Annotated in this window: 14 protein-coding genes; 5 read left to right on the top strand and 9 right to left on the bottom strand. The window is 67.1% G+C overall.

Annotated elements, in window-relative coordinates; genetic code table 11:
• Positions 1-43: 43 nt before the first annotated feature.
• From PKKP23_RS17510 to hemC, 3 genes are all read right to left on the bottom strand, one after another.
• Entirely contained in the window at positions 44-1,234 is a 1,191-nt protein-coding gene (locus PKKP23_RS17510) for a heme biosynthesis protein HemY (RefSeq protein ID WP_126877831.1), read from the bottom strand.
• A gap of 2 nt (positions 1,235-1,236) precedes the next feature.
• Entirely contained in the window at positions 1,237-3,318 is a 2,082-nt protein-coding gene (gene hemDX / locus PKKP23_RS17505; protein WP_126877830.1) for a fused uroporphyrinogen-III synthase HemD/membrane protein HemX, read from the bottom strand.
• A 92-nt stretch (positions 3,319-3,410) separates the two neighbouring features.
• Positions 3,411-4,457: a hydroxymethylbilane synthase gene (gene hemC / locus PKKP23_RS17500; protein WP_126877829.1), complete on the bottom strand. Its 1,047-nt coding sequence runs from the start codon at positions 4,455-4,457 to the stop codon at positions 3,411-3,413.
• 389 nt (positions 4,458-4,846) lie between these two features.
• Between hemC and ppc the strand changes: the two genes are divergently transcribed.
• Positions 4,847-7,879, top strand: a complete 3,033-nt coding sequence (gene ppc / locus PKKP23_RS17495; RefSeq protein ID WP_126877828.1) for a phosphoenolpyruvate carboxylase — start codon at positions 4,847-4,849, stop codon at positions 7,877-7,879.
• 156 nt (positions 7,880-8,035) lie between these two features.
• Here ppc and PKKP23_RS17490 read toward each other — a convergent pair whose 3' ends face one another.
• Positions 8,036-8,797 (bottom strand): class I SAM-dependent methyltransferase, encoded by a 762-nt coding sequence (locus PKKP23_RS17490; RefSeq protein WP_126877827.1) that lies wholly within the window; start codon positions 8,795-8,797, stop codon positions 8,036-8,038.
• Positions 8,798-9,016: 219 nt separating this feature from the next.
• Between PKKP23_RS17490 and PKKP23_RS17485 the strand changes: the two genes are divergently transcribed.
• Positions 9,017-9,850, top strand: coding sequence for a helix-turn-helix transcriptional regulator (locus PKKP23_RS17485; RefSeq protein ID WP_017773193.1), 834 nt, complete (start codon positions 9,017-9,019; stop codon positions 9,848-9,850).
• 157 nt (positions 9,851-10,007) lie between these two features.
• A complete protein-coding gene (argH, locus tag PKKP23_RS17480) occupies positions 10,008-11,417 on the top strand; it encodes an argininosuccinate lyase (protein ID WP_126877826.1) in 1,410 nt (469 codons plus the stop codon).
• Between the two features lie 156 nt (positions 11,418-11,573).
• Here the strand turns inward: argH and PKKP23_RS17475 are convergent, their stop codons facing one another.
• From PKKP23_RS17475 to apbC, 5 genes are all read right to left on the bottom strand, one after another.
• On the bottom strand, positions 11,574-12,377 hold the full coding sequence (locus tag PKKP23_RS17475) for a lysozyme inhibitor LprI family protein (protein WP_126877825.1): 804 nt from the start codon (positions 12,375-12,377) through the stop codon (positions 11,574-11,576).
• Positions 12,377-14,656, bottom strand: coding sequence for an arginine/lysine/ornithine decarboxylase (locus PKKP23_RS17470; RefSeq protein WP_126877824.1), 2,280 nt, complete (start codon positions 14,654-14,656; stop codon positions 12,377-12,379). Before PKKP23_RS17470 ends, PKKP23_RS17475 begins: the two co-directional genes overlap by 1 nt.
• A gap of 81 nt (positions 14,657-14,737) precedes the next feature.
• Positions 14,738-15,307, bottom strand: a complete 570-nt coding sequence (dcd, locus tag PKKP23_RS17465; RefSeq protein WP_017773188.1) for a dCTP deaminase — start codon at positions 15,305-15,307, stop codon at positions 14,738-14,740.
• 320 nt (positions 15,308-15,627) lie between these two features.
• Entirely contained in the window at positions 15,628-16,164 is a 537-nt protein-coding gene (locus tag PKKP23_RS17460; protein WP_017773187.1) for a superoxide dismutase family protein, read from the bottom strand.
• Between the two features lie 189 nt (positions 16,165-16,353).
• Entirely contained in the window at positions 16,354-17,442 is a 1,089-nt protein-coding gene (gene apbC, locus PKKP23_RS17455) for an iron-sulfur cluster carrier protein ApbC (protein ID WP_126877823.1), read from the bottom strand.
• Positions 17,443-17,767: 325 nt separating this feature from the next.
• Here apbC and PKKP23_RS17450 point away from each other — a divergent pair, with 325 nt between their 5' ends.
• Both PKKP23_RS17450 and metG read left to right on the top strand, forming a co-directional pair.
• Positions 17,768-18,418, top strand: coding sequence for a YiaD family glycine zipper/OmpA-like lipoprotein (locus PKKP23_RS17450; protein ID WP_020480654.1), 651 nt, complete (start codon positions 17,768-17,770; stop codon positions 18,416-18,418).
• A 579-nt stretch (positions 18,419-18,997) separates the two neighbouring features.
• On the top strand, positions 18,998-21,181 hold the full coding sequence (metG, locus tag PKKP23_RS17445) for a methionine--tRNA ligase (protein WP_126877822.1): 2,184 nt from the start codon (positions 18,998-19,000) through the stop codon (positions 21,179-21,181).
• The last annotated feature ends 12 nt before the right edge of the window (positions 21,182-21,193 follow it).

The following is a 21,193-nucleotide window of genomic DNA, read 5'->3' as shown; positions in this document are numbered from 1 at the left end:
TGCTCCGCGCGGCGTAGCAGCCGCACGGAGCCACGCGCAGGCGTCAAACCACGTTCATCGCGAGCGCGCTTTGCCGGTAGTGCTCGGCGGCCTTCTGCGTGTCGCCCAGTTGCTCGTGCAGACGCGCGAGCGCGCGGTGCGAGCGGATCTTCAGCGGTTCGTTGTCGGCCAGCTTGAGCGCGGCCTCCAGGAACGACTGCGCCTTGCCCCAAAGCTGCTGCTGCAAGCACAGCCGGCCCAGAGCGAACTGCAGATCCGCGTCGTCGGGACGTTCCTTGCGCCAGGCCTCGGCCTTCTGGATGAGCGGCAGCGCGTCGTCGCCCGCCGTATCCGGATAGCGGCGCAAGAGCCGCGCATCCCAATTCTGCGCGAGCGCCTCTTCGACGATGCGCCGCGCGTCCTGTTGCCGGTTCAGCGCGATCAGCAGTTCCGCGGCGAGGTCCGCGAGGCGCGGCGAATGGCGCTCCACGGGCGATAGCGACTGCCACAGTTCGAGCAGCGCGTCGGCGTTGTGCCGGCGCTCGCGCAGCAGGTTCTCCGCCGCGAGCTGGCGCAGACGCACGGCCACGGCCGGGTGCAGCGCCTCGCGCTTTTCCAGCGTCTTCACGAGCTTGAGCACTTCGCCCCAGTTCTTGAGCTGCTGCTGCGCGCGCAGGGCGATCTGCTGGGCGTGGATGCGGCGGCCGCCCTGCGACTGCATCTCGGTGAGCGCGGCGAGCGCGCCGTCCGGGTCGCGGCCGTCGGCGCGCATGTCGGCCGTGGCCATGAGGCGGGCGTCCTGCCAGTCCGCATGGTCGATCTGCGCGAGCCATTCGTCGCGGCGCGCGTACTCATGCATGCGATGCGCGGCGTTGGCGGCGATCAAGCCGGCCGCGCCCTTGTTCGCCGAATCCGTGAGCGAGTCGCGCGCGGCCTTTTCGGCGCGCGTGAAGCGGCCCGCGTACAGGTTGCCGATCGCCTCACGCAGCGCCGCGGCCGCCTTCGCGGCGCGCGAGCGCGCACGGTACGCCGCCACACGCTGCGGCATGTGCAGCACGCTGCGCACGAAGCGCAGCAGCGTGTAGATCAGGATGAAGAGCACCACCACGCCCACCACGAACAGGTTGAGCGAAACGTCCACGCGATAAGGCGGATAGACGAACAGCACTTGCCCCGTGTCGAAGCGGCCGACGATCGCGAGCACCACGGCGATCGCGAACAGCAGCGCGAGCCAGACGAGTCCACGGATCGCCATGATTACCCCCGGCTCCGGTATTGACGGACGGCCTGCAGGCTCGTGTTCAGGTTCGGCAGCTCGACGGCGGGCGAGCCCGCGTCCACCTGTTTCACGAGATCACGCACGGTCTGGGTCTGTTTCGAGGCGTTGTCGAAGTAGCGGGCGAGCGCGGCATCCGCGGCATGCAGGTCGGACTTCAGCGCGGCCTGGTTGCGCGAGAGCAGCGAGATGCGCGCCGAGAGCAGGCGCAGCTTCACGTTCTGGCGAACGAAATAACCCTGGTCGGGCGCGACGAGCATGGCGTCGGCGTTGTCGATGCGGCGCACCTGCACGAGGCTCGTCAGCTGATGGCCGATGCCGGTCGCGAACGACTGGAGCCACACTTTCCAGCGCGGCTCGCCGGTGGCGGCGGCCAGTTTCGCCGTATCGGCAGGCTTGGGCGCCTGCGGCTTCGCGTGCGCGACGGGCGCTTCGCCCGCGAGCGGCAGCGAATCCACGGCGTCAATGGCGTTGTCGAGCTTGATGCCGAGGCCAGTGAGATCGGTGGAAGGCGCGGCCTTCAGCTTGTCGATGTCCTGCGCAATGGCCTTGCGCACAGCCAGCGCCTGCGCACCATCGGAAGCGGCGAGCCGCTGGTCGGCGCTTTGCAGCGCGAAAAGCGCGAGCTGCGTGTTGCCCGTGAGTTGCAGCTGCTCGCTCGCGCTCGAGAGCATCTGGCCCACTTCGGCGAGCGTCCAGTCGTCGCGATTGCGCGCGAGGTCCGCGTACTGCTGCGCGAGCGCCTGCTGGGCGTTCTGCGCATCCGCGAGCTTGCCTTCGAGCTGGGCAACCTGCGAATCCATCTGATGCACCGTGGCGACGGCCTGATCCGTCTTCACGCGCAGTTCGGCCGTTTGTGCGTCGTTGGCCTGCTGGCGTTGCACGAGACGCTCGTCCATGCGCGTGACCTTGCGGTTGAGCGCAAAGCCGCCCACGCCCGCCGCACACGCGATCACGACGACGACAAACCACAGCAGCGGCCCGCTTGCGCCGCGCCGCGGCTTCTGGGCTTCATAGGGCGTGAACGGTGCGTTGACGGGCGGGGCGGAGGGCGAACCCGGCTGCACCGGTGCCGTTGCGCCTCGCTGGGACGAAGTGTTGTTCGAGTCGTTCGAATCAGTCATGCGTGAGTGAGCCGGGTTGGTCGTGACCGGTTTAACGTCGGGATGAACTGCAGGCTCCGCTGCAGGATGAGCCGCGGCAGGAACCGCTGCGCGCAGGGCGCGGACGATGCGCTCGTCGCCCGCGCCGGACACCGTAATGCTATCAAAACCCAATCCCCGCGCCGTCTCGGCAATGCGCGGGTGCGGCGTGACGAGCGGCGCACGCCTGAGCGCGGCAAGCTCGCCTGCGGTGAGATGCTCGCGCGCGAGTTCGTCGAGATTGCGCACGCCTTCGGAACTGGTGACGAGCCACACGTGCGGCTTGCCGGCGAGAAGCGCGTGCACGCGGTCCCACGCGGCGATGGACGGCTCAGGCACGATGCGCCGATAGGCCGCGACCGGCTGAACCTCGGCGCCTGCCTCGCGCAGCCGCTCCGCGAGCCACTCGCGGCCACCGTCGCCGCGCACGATCAGCACGCGTTTTCCTTCGAGCGCGCGCTCGCCCAAGGTCGTTTCGATCGCGGCGAAGAGCGCTTCGGAATCGAAGCGGGCCGCGTCGTCGTCGGACGACGCTTGCGCCGGGCTGATCACGCGATAAGCGGGCGCCGCCACGCCGTGCCGGGCTAGCGCCGCCACGCTGCCCGGCCCCACCACGCCGATGGGCAGCGCATGCGGCCAGATCGCGCCGTAGCGGGCGAACGCGTGGTCGACGGCGTTGGGCGACACGAACACGACGAGCGCGTAACGGTCGAGCGAGGCGAACGCTTCGCGCAGCGGCGCTTCGTCTGCGGCCGGGCCGATTGCGATGAGCGGGAATTCGAGGGCGTCGATGCCTTCCTCGGCAAGCCGCACAAGGAGACTCGCCGACTGGCCCGCGGGTCGCGTGATGACCGCCGTGAAGCGCGCACCGTGCCGCGCGCCCGGGGTTCCTTCGGATGGTTCGCTGGTGGGTCCGGTCATGGGGTTGGTTGTTTGCGGCTTATTGGCGGCTTATGGGTGGGCGCCTCGTGGGTGCGGACGGATCGCGGTCATGGCTCGGGCCGTCGCGGCGTTCAGGGCGTGCCGCCGGACTTACCGTCAGTAGCGCCACGGCTATTGCCGCGCTTGTCATCGGTGTCGGTGCTGCCTTCCGGCGCCGCCGCGCTTTCCAGCGCACGCACGATGTCGAGCGCGCCTTGTCCGATCAGCGCATCGGCCACTTCGCGGCCGAGTTCGAGGGCACGATCCACGGTTGCAGCGGAAGCCGACGCGCGCGCCTCGACCACGCGGGTCGCATCCGGCGTCGCCACCTTGCCGCGCAGATGCAGCGCGCCGTCGTGCCAGTACCCGTAGGCGGCCAGCGGCACCTGGCAGCTGCCGCCCAGCGCGCGCGACACCATGCGTTCCGCCTCCACGGCGAGCGCCGTATGCGTGTGATGCAGCGGCGCGAGCCAGGCCGCGAGTTCGGCGCGATCCGCGCGGATCTCGATGCCGAGCGCGCCCTGCCCCGCCGCGGGCAAGCTGTCTTCGGGATCGAGCCGCGCCCGGATACGGTCGGCCAGCCCCAGCCGCACGAGGCCGGCCGCAGCGAGAATGATCGCGGCGTAGTCGCCGCGGTCGAGCTTGGCAAGCCGCGTGTCGAGATTGCCGCGCAACGGTTTCACCGTGAGATGCGGCCAGGCGGCGCGCAGCATCGATTCGCGCCGCAGGCTGGATGTGCCCACCACGCTGCCGGGGGGCAAATCGGCAAGCGATGCGTAGTCGTTCGAAACAAAGGCGTCGCGCGGGTCCTCGCGCTCCATGACGACGGGCAGCGCGAAGCCGGCCGGCAGTTCCATGGGCACGTCCTTGAGCGAGTGCACCGCGAGATCGGCGCGGCCGTCCGCGAGCGCATTTTCGAGCTCCTTCACGAACAGCCCCTTGCCGCCCACCTTCGAGAGCGTGCGGTCGAGTATCTGGTCGCCGCGCGTGGTCATTCCGAGGATTCGGACGTCGCAAGATGGATATAATTTGTGCAGCGCACCGCGCACGTGTTCGGCCTGCCACATGGCGAGCCGGCTCTCGCGCGAAGCGATGACAAGCGTGCGGGGCGGTTGCACGGATAACGGCTCGGAGTTCATTGCAGGAGACATCGCAAGGCGGGGTGGCTTGGGAGATCGGATAACGGGCAATGTTAGCACGCGCCTTTGCGTACCTTTGCCGCCGCCTTGACCTTCCTTGCCGCCTGCGGCCTACCTCCGCCGCACATCGCAGACCACCACGCACGACCGTTCGCGCAACGTGCCCAGGGCTCTGCGATGATGCGTCGCGGCGTGACGCGCGCGAAGCTCCCGCTGGCCGCTCCCGGCCTCCTCTCCCGCAGCGCAATGGCAGTCCGCCCGTAGTTCCCGTAGTTGGTCCTGAGTTGGTTGCGCAGTTTGTCCCGTCGTTGCCATGTCGTTGGCATGTCGTTGTCCTGTAGTTGGCAGTCTTTCATCAACAGACCCTGGCTTTCCCGAGGAAACCCATCGTGACGTCTTCCGGATCGGCGCGCGCCGCGCGCCGCAACACTGCATCGCTGAACGCTTCACCGAACACCGCCGCGGCCCCCGCGCCCAAAAAAGCCGTCCGCACGGCAAAGACGCCCCAGGCGGCCAAGCCGGGCAAGAAGGCCAAACCGGACGCCGCCACGCTCAACGACGTGACGAACGGCAAGGCCGGCGGCGAGGTGGTTCCAGCGAAGCGCAACGGCCGCACCCGCGAGGACAAGGACAAGCCGCTCTTCGAGGACATCCGCTTTCTGGGCCGTCTGCTCGGCGACGTGGTGCGGGAACAGGAAGGCGACGCGGTGTTCGAGGTGGTCGAGACGATCCGGCAGACGGCCGTGCGCTTTCGCCGCGAAGACGACAGCAGCGCCGCCCAGGCCCTGGAAAAGAAGCTGCGCGCGCTCTCGCCGGAACAGACGGTGAGCGTGGTGCGCGCCTTCAGCTACTTCTCGCACCTCGCGAACATCGCCGAAGACCGCCATCGCAACCGGCGCCACCGCATCCACGATCTGGCCGGTTCGGTGCCGCAGCCGGGCACGATGGCGCATTCGCTGGAGCGTCTCGTGGCCGCGGGCGCGGCGGCCACGCCGATGCTCCAGCAGTTCTTCAACGAGGCGCTCATCGTGCCCGTGCTCACGGCCCACCCCACCGAGGTGCAGCGCAAGAGCATTCTCGATGCGCAGCACGACATCGCCCGGCTGCTCGCCGAGCGCGACCAGCCGCTCACGCATCGCGAGTTCGCGCAGAACGAGGCACTGCTGCGCGCGCGCGTGACCTCGCTGTGGCAGACGCGCATGCTGCGCGACGCGCGCCTGACCGTGGCCGACGAGATCGAAAACGCGCTCTCGTTCTACCACGCCACGTTCCTCGAAGAGATCCCGGCGCTGTATGCCGACATCGAACTGGCGCTCAAGGAGCACGGCCTGCCCGCGCGGCTGCCGCCGTTCTTCCAGATGGGCAGCTGGATCGGCGGCGACCGCGACGGCAATCCGAACGTCACCGCGCCCACGCTGGAGCACGCCATCGCGCGCCAGGCGGCGGTGATCTTCGAGCACTACCTGGAGCAGGTTCACAAGCTGGGCGCGGAGCTTTCCGTGTCCAATCTCCTCGCAGGTGCCAGCGACGATCTGAAGAAGCTCGCGGCCGCCTCGCCCGACCAGTCGCCGCATCGCGTGGACGAGCCGTATCGCCGCGCGCTCATCGGCATGTACACGCGGCTTGCCGCGAGCGCGCGCGTGCGCCTCGGCGAAGGCGTCGTGCATTTGCGCAGCGCGGGCCCCGGCGCGCCGCAGATTCGCGCCACGCCGTACGCGGACGCCTCCGAGTTCACGCGCGACCTGCACGTGCTGATGGACTCGCTCGCCGCGCACTACGGCGCCTCGCTCGCCACGCCGCGGCTCGCGCCGCTCGCGCGCGCCTCGGAAGTGTTCGGCTTTCACCTCGCGAGCATCGACCTGCGCCAAAGCTCCGACATCCACGAGGCCGTGGTCGCCGAGCTGCTCGCGCGCGCGGGCGTGGAAGCGGACTACGCGTCGCTTTCCGAAGACGACAAGCTAATCGTGCTGCTCGCCGAACTGGCCCAGGTGCGGCCGCTGCGCTCGCCCTATCTCGACTACTCGGAGCTGGCGAAGAGCGAACTGGGCGTGCTTGAAATGGCCCGCGTGACACGCGAAAAGTTCGGCGCGCGCGCCGTGCGCAACTACATCATTTCGCACACGGAAACGGTGAGCGACCTGCTCGAAGTGATGCTGCTGCAAAAGGAAACAGGCTTGCTGCAAGGGCGCCTCGGCCACGTGAACGAGCCCGCGCGCGGCGGCGTGATGGTGATTCCGCTCTTCGAAACCATTGCCGACCTGCGCAACGCTCCGCACATCATGCGCGACCTGCTCGCGCTGCCCGGCATCGATTCGCTCATCGAGCACCAGGGCGGCGAGCAGGAGGTGATGCTCGGCTACTCGGACAGCAACAAGGACGGCGGCTTCCTCACCTCGAACTGGGAGCTTTACCGCGCCGAACTCGCGCTCGTGTCGCTCTTCAAGGAACGCGGCGTGAAACTGCGGCTCTTCCACGGCCGCGGGGGCACTGTGGGACGCGGCGGCGGCCCGACCTACCAGGCCATCCTCTCGCAGCCGCCGGGCACGGTCGAAGGGCAGATCCGCCTCACCGAACAGGGCGAGGTGATTGCGAGCAAGTTCGGCAACCCCGACATCGGCCGACGCAATCTCGAAACGGTGGTCGCTGCCACGCTCGAAGCGTCGCTGCTGCCGCACGGCAATGCGCCCGCGCAGCTGCCCGAGTTCGAAGCCACGATGCAGCAGCTCTCGGACACGGCGATGGCCGCGTACCGCGCGCTCGTCTACGAAACGCCGGGCTTCACCGACTACTTCTTCTCGGCCACGCCGATCGCAGAAATCGCGGAACTGAACATCGGCAGCCGGCCCGCGTCGCGCAAGCTGCAAGACCCGAAGCACCGCAAAATCGAAGACCTGCGCGCCATTCCGTGGGGCTTCTCGTGGGGCCAGTGCCGGCTGCTGATTACGGGCTGGTACGGCTTCGGCGCCGCGGTGGGCACCTACCTCGACGAAGCGGGCAGCGACGCCGAGCGCGCCCGGCGCCTCGCGCTCATCAAGAAGATGAGCCGCACGTGGCCGTTCTTTGCGAACCTGCTCTCGAACATGGACATGGTGCTCGCGAAGACCGACCTCGCCGTGGCGTCGCGCTACACGCAACTCGTCGCCGACAAGAAGCTGCGCAAGCGCGTGTTCGACCGCATCGTGGCCGAATGGGAGCGCACCTCGCGCGTGCTCTCGGAGATCACGGGCCACGGCGAGCGGCTGGCGGACAACCCGCTGCTCGCGCGCTCCATCAAGAACCGCTTCCCTTACCTCGACCCGCTCAACCACCTGCAAGTGGAGCTGATCAAGCGGCACCGCGCCGGCGACACGAACGAGCGCGTGCGGCGCGGCATCCATCTCACCATCAACGGGATTGCGGCGGGGCTGCGTAATACGGGTTGAGGCGGCCTAAGGCAGGAGGGGCGCAGTCAGCGAAGCCCGGTGCGCAGCGGTTTGCGCGCCGGGCTTTTTTGCGCGCGGCCCGGACGACGGCCCCCGCCTTTCTGCACAGCCTTCACTGCGCATTTACTGTGCATTCACTGCGCCTTCTCTTCGCCCTTACTGCCTACGCGCCTCGATCATCAGCGCATCGAGCTTGAACGAGCCGTCCTCCTGTACCTCGAAGTACTGCCGCACCTCGTCGGGTGCGCTGGCCCACAGCGACCGGATGGCGACGGCGCGCACCTCGGGCGTGCGCATGCGCGCAATCCACGTCGCGAATTCGATGGGAATGCGCCAGCGCTCGCGCACCTTCGCCTCGAAGCCCGCGTCGCGGAAAAACGCGAGCCATTCGTCGGCGCGGTAGTTGCGGATATGCGAGCCGTCGCGCAGCACTTCGGCGGCCTGGAAATGCGTGTCGAAGAGCGGATCGTCCACGCCCGCCACATCGATGAACAGCACGCGGCCGCCCGGCTTCAGCACGCGATGCACCTCCGCGAGCGCCTTTCGCACGTCGCGCCAGTGGTGCGCGCTCAACCGGCTGATGGCCCAGTCGAACGACGCGTCCGCAAAGGGCAGGCTCTCCGCCGCGCCCTGCTGCACGCGAACGGTCGACAGGCCACGCTCTTTGGCCGCCGCCGCGACGGTGGCCAGCATGGGCGGCGCAATGTCGTAGGCCACCACTTCGCGCACGTGGGGCGCCACCGCGAAGCTCGCATGCCCCGCGCCGCACCCCATGTCCAGCACGGTGGCCCCGCCGCAGGTGGCCTTGAAGGTGGCGGCAAGCGTTTCGAGATCGGCGCCTGTCGCATGCACGTGGCTCGTGAGATAGGCGGCGGCGGTCGAGCCGAATGCATCGGCCACCTGGTCGTGATGCTTCATCGAATGCTCCTTCTCCCGGGTTGGCTCTCCCGGAGGGTTGGTGTGAGAACGGCTTTTTGTGGATGAACGCGCGCGGCGTGCACTCGGTGGCCGCCACACGCCTCATCTGCCGCTACAATAGGCGCCGGCTGGTACCAGTACAAGTTAAGCAGTTATTCTGGTATCTCCAGCACCTGTCATACGTTCGTTCACCGTTTCATGCACCACCCGCTGCCTGCGATGAGTTCCTCCCATTCGTCCTCCACGGCCAAAACGCTCGATCCCACGCCCGCGCGCGCGCTCGGCGAATTCATCCGCGCCCACCGCGAACGGCTCTCGCCGAATGCGGTGGGACTGCCGCCCGGTCCGCGCCGGCGCACGCCCGGGCTGCGTCGCGAGGAAGTGGCGCAGCTGTGCGGGGTGAGCCCCACCTGGTACACCTGGATCGAACAGGGCCGGCCGGTGTCGGCCTCTGCGGACGCGCTCGCACGCATCGCCGTCGCGCTGCAACTCTCGCGCGCCGAACGCGCCTATCTGTTCGAACTGGCCGCGCAGCGCGACCCTGCCGAGCCGGACCCGGCCGCGACGGACGCGCCCGCCGCGCTGCTCGAAACGGTGAAGCTCGTGGATTCGCCGGCCTATGTGCTGGACCGGCAATGGAATGCGCTGGCGTGGAACAGGCAGGCCGCAGACCTGTTCGTAGGCTGGCTCGATGAAGGCACGACCGACGCTCAAGCGCGCAACCTGCTGCGCTTCACGTTCACGGCGCCGCCTGCACGCGAGTTGATCGTCGACTGGGAAACGCGCGCGCGGCGCCTCGTAGCGGAATTTCGCGCCGATTCCATCCGCCACCTCAACGACGCGCCCACGCGCGCGCTGATCGACGCCCTCGCCGCGGCAAGCGACGACTTCGCGCGCTTCTGGGCGTCGCAGGACGTGGGCGAGCGCGAAGGCGGTCTGCGCGAATTCAACCATCCGCGCGCGGGCCGGCTCGCCTACGACCAGATCACCCTCAAGCCCGCCCAGCGCGAAGACCTGAAGCTCGTGGTGCTCGTGGCACGCGCCCCGCGTTGACGGTGGGCGCAACCGTGTGCGCGTGGCGGCCCGCCGCCGGCCGCTGCGTCGCGCGATGTTAAAATCTGCGACTTCCTCGCGCCGCAGTCCGCACCGCGCCACCGCGGCGAGCTCTTCCCTGTACGCGGCCTCGCACCGCACGTTCACTGCCAACATCATGACGTCCCAACTGCACAAAAAAGGCGAAGCCTGGTCGGCTCGCTTCTCGGAGCCGATGTCGGAGCTCGTCAAGCGCTACACGTCGTCGGTCTTCTTCGACAAGCGGCTGGCGCTCGTCGACATCGAAGGGTCGCTCGCGCATGCGTCGATGCTCGCCGCGCAAGGCATCATCGGCGCCGACGACCTCGCCGCCATCCAGCGCGGCATGGCGCAGATCAAGGGCGAAATCGAACGCGGCGAGTTCGAATGGCAGCTGGATCTCGAAGACGTGCACCTGAACATCGAGGCGCGCCTCACGGCGCTGATCGGCGACGCGGGCAAGCGGCTGCACACGGGCCGCTCGCGCAACGATCAGGTCGCAACCGACATCCGCCTGTGGCTGCGCGGCGAGATCGATCGCATCGGCGGGCTGCTCACCGATCTGCGCACCGCGCTCATCGACCTCGCGGAGCAGCACGCGGCCACCATCATGCCGGGCTTCACGCACCTGCAGGTGGCGCAGCCCGTCACGTTCGGCCATCACCTGCTGGCCTACGTCGAAATGTTCTCGCGCGACGCCGAGCGCATGCGCGACTGCCGCACGCGCGTGAACCGCCTGCCGCTCGGCGCAGCGGCGCTCGCGGGCACGAGCTATCCGATCGACCGTCACGCGGTGGCGAAGACCCTCGGCTTCGACGGTATCTGCGCGAACTCGCTGGATGCGGTCTCGGACCGTGACTTCGCCATCGAATTCACCGCCGCCGCCGCGCTCGTCATGACGCACGTCTCGCGCTTCTCCGAAGAACTCGTGCTGTGGATGAGCCCGCGCGTGGGCTTCATCGATCTGGCGGACCGCTTCTGCACGGGCTCGTCGATCATGCCGCAGAAGAAGAACCCCGACGTGCCGGAACTGGCGCGCGGCAAGACCGGCCGCGTGAACGGCCACCTGATGGCGCTGCTCACGCTCATGAAAGGCCAGCCGCTTGCCTACAACAAGGACAACCAGGAAGACAAGGAACCGCTCTTCGACACCGTGGACACGGTAGCCGACACGCTGCGCATCTTCTCGGAAATGGCCGCGGGCATTCGCGTGCGTCCGGAAGCGATGCGTGCCGCAGCCCTGCAAGGCTTTTCCACGGCGACCGATCTGGCGGACTACCTCGTCAAGCGCGGCCTGCCGTTCCGCGACGCGCACGAGGCCGTGGCGCACGCGGTGCGCATCTGCGTGGACCGCAACTGCGATCTGGCGGACCTGTCGCTCGACGACATGCGCCGCGAACTGCCGGCGGTCGCGCATCTGCTGGGCGAAGACGTCTTCGACGTGTTGACGCTGGAAGGGTCGGTGGCGAGCCGCAATCATCCGGGCGGCACGGCGCCGGCGCAGGTGCTGGCGGCAGTGAAGGCCGCACGGGCCGCGCTTGGGAAGTGAGGTTGAGAAGACCCGTCACGCGCCGCGCACGAAGCTGAACGAGCGGCGCTCAAGCTGAAACGCGCCAACGAAAAGGGCGAAGGACTGCGAACGCAGCACCTTCGCCCTTTTCACATGGACGGACGCATTGTGGGCGTCACGCCCCGCTACCCGAAATCAATCGTTGCCCACCGTCTCCGACAAACGCTTGAGCGTAGCCACCCGCGCGCCGATGAGGTCGAGCCGGCTGCGTGCATTGACGAGCGGTGTCGTGGCGTCGCGATACGCAAGCCACGCGCGTTCGGCCCGCACGAGCACAGCGCGCGAACGCGCCGGCATGCGCACGTAGAGCCGGCGATAGTAGCGGTTCAGATCGAACTCCGCGTGTTCGCACTGCGCGTCGCCGCCGCAGCCGGGTGAGCCGGGCGGCGTGTTGACCGAATCGGTTCTCGCAGCTTCCGCACGCAGCATCAATGCACGGTCGCGCACCGGCTGCAGTTCCATGTCGGCTTGCGACAGCACGTAGGCCGTGCCGTGCGTCGTCGCGAACACCGCCTGCAACAGCGGCCTTTCCGCGTCGCGCCAGGCACTCCAGCGCTTCTGGCTGTCCTCCCAGCCCTTGCGCCGCGCGTCCGGTCCTTTGGTCGTCAGCTGCCGGTACGCGATGTCGGTCGCGCCCTTCCATGCGGCGCGAGCCGTATCCATGCACTGCACCTGCCCTGAGGTGGACGACATGTCGGCGCGCGCCGAACACGCGCGCATCGCGGCGTCGATGGGGTCGGCCGCGGCGACTTCGGCATGGGCGGCACTGACCCAACCGGGCAGCGGCAAAGCCAGCACGGCGGCGAGCGCGATACCGCCGGTAGCGGCAACCGCAACGGCGACCGGCCTCGCGCGCCGGCGCGCGTCGCGGGCGAACCGCCGGGCCGCGTCGAGCAGGCGGCCTGTCGTTGCACCGCCGAAGTGTTTCCGCTCGCCCATCAGTCGCGCACGCAATCCACGAAGTACTCGATGCGGCCGTTGATCATCTCGCCGACCAACCCGTGAATGTCCGTATGGAAGCCCGGGAAGCGCTCGTTGAACTCGCGCGCAAAGCGCAGGTACTCGACGATCGTGCGATTGAAGCGCTCGCCCGGAATGAGCAGCGGAATGCCCGGCGGGTACGGCGTGAGCAGCACGGTCGTGACGCGGCCTTCGAGCTGGTCGATGGGCACGCGGTCCACCTCGCGGTGCGCGAGCTTCGCGAACGCGTCCGAGGGCTTCATCGCGGGCTCCATGTTCGAGAGGTACATCTCCGTCGTGAGGCGGGCGATGTCGTTGGCGCGGTACACGCTGTGAATCTGCTCGCACAGGTCGCGCAGGCCGATGCGCTCATACGCGGGATGCTGCGCCACGAACTCGGGCAACACGCGCCACAGCGGCTGGTTGTTGTCGTAGTCGTCCTTGAACTGCTGGAGTTCGGTCACCATCGAGTTCCAGCGGCCCTTCGTGATGCCGATGGTGAACATGATGAAGAACGAGTAGAGCCCCGTCTTCTCGACGATGATGCCGTGCTCCGCCAGGTAGCGCGTGACGATGGCCGCGGGAATGCCGTTCTCGCCGAACTCGCCGTCCACGTCGAGCCCCGGCGTGATGATGGTCGCCTTGATGGGGTCGAGCATGTTGAAGCCTTCGGCCAGCGCGCCGAAGCCGTGCCAGCGGTCGTTCGGGCGCAGCATCCAGTCTTCGCGCGAGCCGATGCCTTCCTCGGCCAGTTCTTCAGGACCCCAGACCTTGAAGAACCAGTCGTCGCCGTACTCGGCGTCCACTTTGCGCATGGCGCGGCGGAAATCGAGCGCTTCGGCAATCGATTCCTCCACGAGCGCCGTGCCGCCCGGCGGCTCCATCATCGCGGCGGCCACGTCGCACGACGCGATGATCGCGTACTGCGGGCTCGTGGACGTGTGCATCAGATACGCCTCGTTGAAACGATGGCGGTCGAACGTACTGTTCTCGGAGTCCTGCACGACGATCTGCGACGCCTGCGAGATGCCCGCGAGCAGCTTGTGCGTGGAGTGCGTGGCGAACACGAGCGCGCCCGTGCGCGGACGGCCCGCGCCGATGGCGTGCATGTCCTGGTAGAACGGGTGGAACTCGGCGTGCGGCAGCCAGGCTTCGTCGAAGTGCAGCGTGTCGAGCATGTCGCCGAGCAGGTCCTTGATCATCTCGACGTTGTAGATCACGCCGTCGTAGGTGCTCTGCGTGATGGTCAGGATGCGTGGCTTGAGGTTCGGATTCTTCGCGAGCGCCTCGCGCGCGAACGGGTTCGCCTCGATCTTGCGGCGGATGTTCTCCGGCTTGAACTCGTCGCGCGGAATCGGACCGATGATGCCGAAGTTGTTGCGCGTGGGCGTGAGGAACACCGGAATCGAGCCCGTCATCATGATGGCGTGCAGGATCGACTTGTGACAGTTGCGGTCCACCAGCACGATGTCGCCCGGTGCGACCGTGGCGTGCCAGACGATCTTGTTCGAGGTCGACGTGCCATTGGTCACGAAGAACAGGTGGTCGGCGCTGAAGATGCGCGCGGCGTTGCGTTCGGAGGCCGCAACAGGGCCGATGTGATCGAGCAGCTGGCCCAGTTCGTCCACGGCGTTGCAGACGTCGGCGCGCAGCATGTTCTCGCCGAAGAACTGGTGGAACATCTGGCCAAGCGGGCTCTTGAGAAACGCCACGCCGCCCGAATGACCCGGGCAGTGCCACGAGTACGAGCCTTCGTCCGCGTACTTCACCAGTTCCTTGAAGAACGGCGGCGCGAGCGAATCGAGATAGACCTTCGCCTCGCGGATGATGTGGCGCGCCACGAACTCCGGCGTGTCCTCGAACATGTGGATGAAGCCGTGCAGCTCGCGCAGGATGTCGTTCGGCAGGTGGCGCGAGGTACGCGTCTCGCCGTACAGGAAGATCGGAATGTCGGCGTTGCGGCGGCGCACTTCGGTCACGAACGCGCGCAGCTCGATGATGGCCGTGGCGAGTTCGGGCAACTCGCCGTCCGGGCCCGTTTCGCCGAGCATCAGTTCGTCGTCGTCGATCGAGAGGATGAAGCACGACGCGCGGCTCGACTGCTGGGCGAACGAGGTGAGATCGCCGTAGCTCGTGAGTCCGAGCACCTCCACGCCTTCTTTCTCGATGGCTTCGGCGAGCGCCCGTATGCCGGAGCCCGAGATGTTCTCGGAGCGGAAATCTTCGTCGATGATGACGACAGGAAAACGAAACTTCATGGGGCGATTCTCCAAAAAGAACGACCGCTGCTCGTGCTGCGCAGCGGCCACCCGTCAAGCCGGTGAGTCAGCGCGCAACCGTTACGTCTTGGGCAACGTCACGCCGTGCTGGCCTTGATATTTGCCGCCGCGGTCCGCGTACGACACCTCGCAAACCTCGTCGCTTTCGAAAAAGAGCACCTGCGCGACGCCCTCGTTCGCGTAGATTTTGGCAGGCAAAGGTGTCGTATTCGAGAACTCGAGCGTGACGTAGCCTTCCCACTCCGGCTCGAACGGCGTCACGTTCACGATGATCCCGCAGCGCGCGTAAGTGGATTTGCCGAGGCACACGGTCAGCACGTTGCGCGGAATGCGGAAGTACTCCACGGTGCGGGCGAGCGCGAACGAATTGGGCGGAATGATGCAGACGTCGCCCTTGAAGTCGACGAACGACTTTTCGTCGAAATTCTTCGGGTCGACGATGGTCGAGTTGATGTTCGTGAAGATCTTGAATTCGTCCGCGCAGCGGATGTCGTAGCCGTAGCTCGACGTGCCGTAGCTCACGATCTTGCGGCCGTCCTGCGACGTGCGGACCTGGTCCGGCACGAACGGCTCGATCATCTTGTGCTGTTCGGCCATGCGCCGAATCCACTTGTCGGATTTGATGGTCATGTTGGGACGCTACGCCACTAATTAGGATGGAAGGCGGATCGGCATACGGCGGTGCGCACAGGCGCATCGCAGGCGCTGACAGATGCTGTGCCCCGTGCCGTTCAGTGCCCGCCGACGAAAGCCGCTTATTTTACGCGATATGGGTGACGCTGCCGGGAACGCCCGGATGCGTGGCCCTGCGCGGCGATCGCCGCGAAGCGCGGAGCCGCCGGTACAGGCAAACCACAGGCAAACGGAAGCGGCGAACGGCACGCCACACGGAAACTGACGCGCTGCACCATACGCACCGTACGCACCGTATTGCGCGCCTTGCGGCGGCGTCATTGCTGGCGGATCACTCCGCAGGCGAGTGCCGGGCCGGCGCCATGCTGCGGAAACGCGTAGGGGTCGCCTGCGTCGCGATGGACGAGCACGGAGCGCTGCAACACGGAGCGGATGCCGTCGAGCGAAACGTCCGGCGCCACGATGAAACCGGTGGCCACGCCGTTGGCATCGGCGTGGATGTTGCCGAGGTCGCCTTCCACGCGCGCACCGCTCTTCAACCGCTCGGCGGCGGGCGCGAACACCGGACCGGCGCTCGATCCGTCGGCGGCATTGCAGTCGCCGCGCTCGTGCACCTGAAGCGCGTGGTCGCTGTTGGGCGGCAGACCGGCCAGGTTGTAGGTGACCTGGACACCGTCCGAGTGTTCGAGGAATGTGACGGTACCGCGGACCTGGTTGGCCACGGTGGACAGCAGTTGCGCGTCGGCACGCTTTTCCTGTGGTCTCAGGAATACGCTGCAGCCGGCGAGAAGCAGGCTGCCCGCAGCCAGGACGATGAATGCGCGCACCGCCTGCCCGTCGAGTCGTTTCTTCATGCGATCCTCTTGTCGGCGCGACACCGCCCCTGCGGCACCGGACCGGACCTGACGAAGCCCACATGATACCGCGACACCCACGCGGATTGACGCATCGGCAGGTGCGCACGCGTACACACCTGAACGCCGACGTGGGCGCCATGCACCAGAAAACGCGCGACGCGAGCACCCGCGCCGGCCTCTGGATGCTCAGGTGTTCTGCACGACGATGTTCGGAAACTTCGACGTCATGTCGCGGGCGCGCTCCGCAATGTGGATGGCGACCTTGCGGGCAATCTCGCGATAGATGCCGGCAATGCGGCCCTGCGGATCGGCCGCCACGGTAGGGTGGCCCGAGTCGGCCTGCTCGCGGATCGAGATATCGAGCGGCAGGCTGCCGAGCACCTCGACGCCGTACTCCTTCGCCATCCGCTCGCCGCCGCCCGCGCCGAAGATGTGCTCTTCGTGGCCGCAGTTCGAGCAGATATGCGTGCTCATGTTCTCGACGATGCCGAGGATCGGAATGCCCACCTTCTCGAACATCTTGAGGCCCTTCTTCGCGTCGAGCAGCGCGATGTCCTGCGGCGTCGTCACGATCACGGCGCCCGTCACCGGAACGCGCTGCGCGAGCGTGAGCTGGATGTCGCCCGTACCCGGCGGCATGTCCACCACGAGATAGTCGAGATCGCGCCAGTTCGTCTGCCGCAGCAACTGTTCGAGCGCCGAGGTGGCCATCGGGCCGCGCCACACCATCGGGTTGTCCTGCTCGATCAGGAAGCCGATCGAATTGGCTTGCACGCCGTGGCCCGCGAGCGGGTTCATCGACTGCCCATCCGGCGACTCCGGACGACCTTCGATGCCGAGCATCGTGGGCAGCGAGGGGCCGTAGATGTCGGCATCGAGAATGCCCACCGAGGCGCCTTCCGCGGCCAGCGCAAGCGCGAGGTTCACGGCCGTCGTGCTCTTGCCGACGCCGCCCTTGCCCGAGGCAACGGCCACGATGTTCTTCACGTTGGGCAGCAGCTTGACGCCGCGCTGAACGGTATGCGTCTCGATTTGCTGCGACACCGCGACGCGCACCTCCGAGACGCCCGGCACATGGGCCAGCGCGCCGGCGACCAGCGCGCGGATCGCTTCGTACTGGCTTCTTGCCGGATAGCCGAGCACCACGTCGAGCGCAACCGTTGCGCCCTCCACGGTCACATTCCTGAAACCCTTCGCTGCCGCAAACGGACGGCCCGTGTTGGGATCCGTGACGGCCGCGAGCGCGGCGTCGACCAAAGCCCGATCAATGCTCATCGATACTCCGTGGGGAACACTGGTGGCGCGGCCCGATCGAATCATCTGGCCGACAGCCGGAATTTGAAAAAGATTGTTAGACGGCATTGCGCGAATCGCACCCCGGAGGCACGCTTCGGCGGCTGCTAGCTCGAAGTCCGCATCGCGGCATGGCCCGAGGTCCTGAGTCTTCGCACCCAGGCCCTTCCGGCCCGGTGCACGCCTCTCGCCGTCATTGTAGTGGCTCGGGCGGCGTGCTGCCCCGAAGACCCTGCTACGCTGTCGGCGCTTGCCAGCAGGTTCGTCGTTGCTGAGATCTGTTTCATTCAAAGAAAGGACCCAGAAAATGAAGACAAAAATCATGACCCGGCTGTCGGTTTTCGCGATTGCTGGCGCGCTCGTCGCCGGCTGTGCGACCCAGCAAGGCACTAACACGGCTGTCGGCACGGGTGTGGGCGCCGGCGTGGGCGCCGGGCTCGGCGCGCTGATCGGCGGCGGCAAGGGTGCCGCCATCGGTGCGGGTGTGGGCGCGGTTGCGGGCGGTGTCACCGGCTACAACTGGCAAGCCATCCGCAACAAGCTCTCGGGCGCGACCAAGGGCACCGGCACCCAGATCACGGAACAGCCGGATGGCTCGCTCAAGCTCAACATCCCGAGCTCGGTCACGTTCGATACGAACAGCTACGCGATCAAGCCGTCGTTCGCGCCGGTGCTCGACCAGGTGGCGCAGACGCTGAACCAGAATCCGGAAGTGATCGCCCAGGTGGTGGGTCACACGGACAGCACTGGCCAGGCGGCATACAACCAGACGCTCTCGGTGAATCGCGCACAAAGCGTCGCGAACTACCTCGCGCAGCACGGCGTGGCGGGCCAGCGCCTGTCGGCAACGGGCATGGGCGCAAGCCAGCCGGTCGCGGACAACAACACGGAAGCAGGCCGTGCACAGAACCGTCGCGTGGAAATCTACCTGCGCGCGACGGCGCAGCACCAAGGCTAAACCTGGTCCAAAGCCAGAGTTGATCGCGGGATCCTCCGCCGGCCGCGCCGCGGTTGGCGGAGGCCGGCCCTGCTCTGCGCGGGCGCCCAACCTGGCCGCAACGATTACCGTCAGGAAATCGCAAGGCGGTGGAGCGCATTGGGCGACGGATCAGCGCGTGCGAAGGCAACACACGTAACCCACGTAACCCACGTAAGAGGGGCGTCAGCCACCCGGACAGCTAGCCGAAAAAATTTTTGGAACCCGGCGAACTCTCCGCAACGTTTGCTGTCTCTTTGTACGGTACGTGGCTGCGATGCTGCCGCGTCACCATTCTCCTCTTGTCGTTGTTGCTCCGGGGCCAGTGCCCCGGTTTTTTTTGCCCGCGATTTTTGCGCGCGCCCTTTGCGCCGCCGTGCTCGCGGCTGTCTTGCGGCCGTCTTGCGGGCCATTCGAGCCCGCCGCGTCCTGCATGCCCTTCCCGCGCCTCGCGGGGCGCCCTTCGCCCTTCCAGGCCGGCACGCCGGGCGCTTGCGCCCTGCTAGAATCGAACCTTCGCCCCCTTCGCAACACCGGCAATACCGGAAATCCCCTATCCCTATGTCAGAACCCGTCACCGACCTCTCCGCAGCAGCCGGCGCGCCGTCGGGCCGCCGCCAGATCCTCGTCACGTCTGCCCTGCCCTATGCCAACGGGCAGATCCATATCGGCCATCTGGTCGAATATATCCAGACGGACATCTGGGTGCGCGCGCTGCGAATGCACGGGCACGAGGTCTACTACGTCGGGGCTGATGACACGCACGGCACGCCCGTCATGCTGCGCGCCGAGCAGGAAGGCTTGACGCCGAAAGCGCTGATCGACCGCGTCTGGCAAGAGCACAAGGCCGACATGGACGCATTCGGCATCTCGTTCGACAACTACTACACGACCGATTCGGAAGAGAACCGCGTGCTCTCCGAATCCGTGTATCTGTCGCTCAAAGATGCCGGGCTGATCGACGCGCGCGAGATCGAACAGGCGTACGACCCGGTCAAGAACATGTTCCTGCCGGACCGCTTCATCAAAGGCGAGTGCCCGAAGTGCGGCGCGAAGGACCAGTACGGCGACAGCTGCGAAGTCTGCGGCTCGACCTACCAGCCCACGGACCTCGTGAATCCGTACTCGGTGGTCTCTGGCGCCACGCCCGTGCGCAAGACCTCGACACACTACTTCTTTCGGCTGTCGGACCCGCGCTGCGAAAACTTCCTGCGCGGCTGGGTGGAAGGGCTCGCGCAGCCGGAAGCCACCAACAAGATGCGCGAATGGCTGGGCGCGCCGGGCGAAGCGAAGCTCGCCGACTGGGACATTTCCCGCGACGCACCCTATTTCGGCTTCGAGATTCCGGGCGCGCCCGGCAAGTACTTCTACGTCTGGCTCGACGCCCCCGTGGGCTACTACGCGAGCTTCAGCAATCTCGCGCAGCGCCTCGGGCTCGACTTCAACGCGTGGGTAAAGGCCGGTTCCGCCGCCGAGCAGTACCACTTCATCGGCAAGGACATCCTGTACTTCCACACGCTGTTCTGGCCCGCCATGCTGGAATTCTCGGGCCACCGCACGCCCACCAACGTGTTCGCACACGGCTTTCTCACGGTGGACGGCGCGAAGATGTCGAAGTCGCGCGGCACGTTCATCACGGCGAAGAGCTACATCGACACGGGGTTGAATCCCGAATGGCTGCGCTACTACTACGCGGCCAAGCTCAACAGCACGATGGAAGACATCGACCTGAGCCTCGAAGACTTCCAGGCGCGCGTGAACAGCGATCTGGTGGGCAAGTACATCAACATCGCGAGCCGCGCGGCGGGCTTTCTGATCAAGCGCTTCGAGGGTCGCGTGCAGGACAGCGCCATGCAGCATCCGCTCCTCGGCACACTGCGCGCAGCCATCCCGCAGATCGCGGCGAACTACGAGGCACGCGAGTACAGCCGCGCGCTGCGCCACACGATGGAACTCGCCGACGCGGTGAACGCCTACGTGGACGGCGCGAAACCCTGGGAGCAGGCCAAGGATCCCGCCAATACGGTGGCGCTGCACGAGACCTGCAGCGTGAGCCTCGAGGCCTTCCGGCTGCTGTCGCTTACGCTCAAGCCGGTGCTGCCCGGTCTGGTTGCAGGAGTCGAGGCGTTCCTGTCGATCAAGCCGCTCACGTGGACCGATGCTGGCGCGCCGCTCTCCTCGCAGCAGCCGATCAACGCCTACAAGCACCTGATGACGCGCGTCGAGCCGAAGCAGATCGATGCGCTGCTCGCGGCGAACCGCTCGTCGCTTGCGCCGACCGAGGGTTCGGCCGCTGGAGCAAACACCAGCGCGACCGCCGCGGCGAACGGCGGCAAGGCAGCCACGTCGGCCGCCGTCAAGCCCGCGAAGGCCGGCAAGAGCGCGCAGGCAGACGAAACGCCCGAAGTCATCTCCATCGACGACTTCGCGAAGATCGATCTGCGCGTGGCGCTCATCGTCGATTGCCGCACGGTGGAAGGCTCGGACAAGCTGCTGCAACTCACGCTCGACGTGGGCGAAGACAAGCCGCGCAACGTGTTCTCCGGCATCCGCTCGGCCTACAAGCCCGAGGACCTGGTGGGCAAGCTCACGGTGATGGTGGCCAACCTCGCGCCGCGCAAGATGAAGTTCGGGCTCTCCGAAGGCATGGTGCTCGCCGCCTCCGCTGCGGACGAGAAAGCCGAACCGGGTCTCTACGTGCTCGAACCGCACAGCGGGGCGAAGCCGGGCATGCGGGTTCGCTAAACCCCGAACGCG

The organism is Paraburkholderia kururiensis JCM 10599 = LMG 19447 (assembly GCF_003986935.1).
Taxonomy (GTDB): domain Bacteria; phylum Pseudomonadota; class Gammaproteobacteria; order Burkholderiales; family Burkholderiaceae; genus Paraburkholderia; species Paraburkholderia kururiensis.
This window is presented reverse-complemented; position numbering and strand designations above follow the sequence as displayed.